This window comes from Streptomyces sp. (genome assembly GCF_031178505.1).
Classification (GTDB): Bacteria; Actinomycetota; Actinomycetes; order Streptomycetales; family Streptomycetaceae; genus Streptomyces; species Streptomyces gulbargensis.
This window is the reverse complement of record NZ_JAPSIW010000860.1, coordinates 1-2722: the sequence shown is the minus strand read 5'-3', so window position 1 is coordinate 2722 and position 2722 is coordinate 1. Positions and strand designations below refer to the sequence as shown.

General features: G+C 77.2%; 2 protein-coding genes. Both read left to right on the top strand.

What is annotated here, in order from left to right:
* The first annotated feature begins 8 nt into the window (after positions 1–8).
* On the top strand, positions 9–1967 hold the full coding sequence (locus tag RIF68_RS33565) for a glycogen debranching N-terminal domain-containing protein (protein ID WP_309055249.1): 1959 nt from the start codon (positions 9–11) through the stop codon (positions 1965–1967).
* Between the two features lie 108 nt (positions 1968–2075).
* The coding region (locus tag RIF68_RS33560; RefSeq protein WP_309055248.1) for an NUDIX domain-containing protein at positions 2076–2722 on the top strand (647 nt) is incomplete at its 3' end.

The window sequence follows — 2722 nt, the reverse complement described above, 5'->3', positions numbered from 1 at the left end:
CGGGGGAACTGCCGCCGGTCCATGACACGCTCCTCTGCGTCGCCCTGCCCGCCTTCACCGTCAACGCCCCCCACGGCCAGCTCACCGGGCAAGGCCCGGAGGGCGTGTACCGGGAGGGCCGGAGGCTCGTCTCCCGCAGCGTTCTGCGGGTCGCCGGACGCGAACCCCTCGCCCTCCAGGGCCGTCTCGCCGGCGCCGACCGCGCCGTCTTCCTCGGTGCCCTGCGCGTCCCCGGTGACCCCGGTCCCGACCCGGGCCTCCTCGTCGAGCGCACCCGCGACGCCGACGGCACCGAGCGGATCGTCCTGCGCAGCACCGCCCCCCGCACCTGCCGGCTCCCGGTGGACCTCACTCTGGGCACGGATCTCGCGGACCTGGGCGCGGTGGCGTCCGGACGGCCGGGACCCGAACTGCGCGCCAGTGTCCACGGCACGGGCCTGCGCTGGACGGACGACGGCGGACGCTCCGTCGCCGTCGCCGCGGACCCGCCGCCCATGGACGCGCTGGCGGTCACGGGTGTCCTGCGATGGGAGTGCGAGCTGGCGCCCGGCAGCTCCTTCACGATCGTCCTGCGGGTGCGGGCCGAGCGGGGGAGCGGCGGCGCGACCACCCCGACCGGCGGCACCGGGAGACCCGGAGGTCACCTCCTGGCGGAAGCCGTGGCCGAGGGCGACGACCCCCGCGCCGGCGAGCTCCTGCGGACCTCCGTCGGGGATCTGCGCGCCCTGCTCCAACGCGACCCCGCCCACCCCGCGGACGTCCACCTCGCGGCAGGCGCTCCCTGGCGGTGCGGACCGGTCACCGCCGAAGCACTGTGGGCCGCACGCATGGTCCTGCCGCTCGGCACCCGGCTCGTCGCGGGCACCCTCAGGGCCCTGGCCCGCGGGCAACTCACCGGCGCCGGACCCGATACCGGACGGATCCCGGGTCCCCTCCGGGACGCGGGCCCGCACCTGCCGCCCCGTTGCACCGGCATCGAGGCCACCCTCGGCTTCCCCGCCGTCCTCGCCGAGGCCCGCCGCTGGGGGCTCCCCGCGGCGGACCTCGAGGAGCTTCTGCCGGTGGCCGAACGGTGTCTCGGCTGGCTCCGCCGCGCCGCCGCGGCTGGTGGCCTCGTCCCGGACCCCGGCCCCGGAGGGCCCTGGCGTGCCGAGACGCAGGCACACGCCCACCGCGCCGCGCTGCTCGGCGCCGACCTGCTCGACGCCTGCGGTTCGCCGGGCGGGGACGACCTGCGGGACACCGCGGAGGCGCTGCGCGAGCGGTTCCGCCGGGAGTTCCGGCCCGACGACCCGGCGGGCGGCGGACCCGCGGCCGCCCGCACACCGGACGGGCGCACCTGGCCCCACACGGGCGGCTGGGCGGCCCACCTCCTCGACACCGGGCTGCTCGGCGGCGGGCGGTACGCGCCGGGCCTGCTGGACAAGGCGGCCACGGAGCAGGTGGCGCGGCTCCTGGGCAGCCCCGCGCTCGACTCCGGATGGGGACTGCGCAGCCTCGGTGACAAGGAACCCGGACACAACCCCCTCGGCCACCGGGCGGGCGCCGTCCGGGTGCACGACACCGCCGTCGCCGTGGCCGGACTCGCCGCCACCGGTCACGAGAAGGAGGCCGCCTCCCTGCTGCGCGGCCTCCTCGACGCCGCGGACTCCTTCGGGTACCGGCTGCCCGAGATGTACGCCGGGCACCGGCGGGCGGCCGGAGCCCGGCCGGTGCCCCATCCCGCCGCCTGCCGGCCGGCCGCCGTCGCCGCGGCCGGGGCGGTGCACGCGCTCACCGCCCTCGCCGGGATCCGGCCCGACGCGCCCGGCGGAACCGTGTCGGTCCACCCGCAGGCCTCCGTGCCGCTCGGCGCCATCCGGCTCTCCGGGCTCGTCGTCGCCGGCCGGCCCTTCGCCGTACGGGTCGGGCGCCTCGGCCTGGGGGTGGTCGAGGAGGCCGCGGAAGGCCTTCAGCTGGGGGTGTGACGGGACGTCCGGGGCGAGACCGGGCGAGCCCCGAGGCACGGCGGGAACCACGACGTCGTGGTCGGCACAGGGCGTGTTTATCGTCAGGAAGACGACTATGATCGCCGCATGCCTCCCTACGACCCGTCGGCCTTCCCGCCTTTCGCCGTCACCGTCGACCTGGTCGTGCTCACCGTGCGCCGTCACGCGCTCTGCACCCTGGTGGTCCGCCGCGGAGAGCCGCCGTTCCAGGGCAGCTGGGCCCTGCCCGGCGGATTCGTCCGCGCCGACGAGGACCTCGGCGCCGCCGCCGCGCGCGAGCTGCTCGAGGAGACGGGCCTGACCGCCTACGACCCGGCCGCCGCCGAACCCGTACCGGGCAACGGGGCGCACCTGGAGCAGCTGGCGACGTACGGAGCGCCCGACCGCGATCCGCGCATGCGGGTCGTCAGCGTCGCGCACCTGGCGCTCGCGCCGGACCTCCCCGCCCCGCGGGCGGGCGGCGACGCCAACAGCGCCCGCTGGGCCCCGGTCGAGGAGGTGCTCGGACAGCGGAAGGCCGACGACGAGGACGGCCCGTCCGGAGAACTCGCCTTCGACCACGCGCGGATCCTCGCGGACGGAGTGGAACGCGCCCGCTCCAAGATCGAGTACTCCTCGCTCGCCACCGCCTTCTGCCCGCCGGAGTTCACGGTCGGTGAGCTGCGCAGGGTGTACGAGGCGGTCTGGGGCGTGTCCCTCGATCCGCGCAACTTCCACCGGAAGGTGACGGGTAC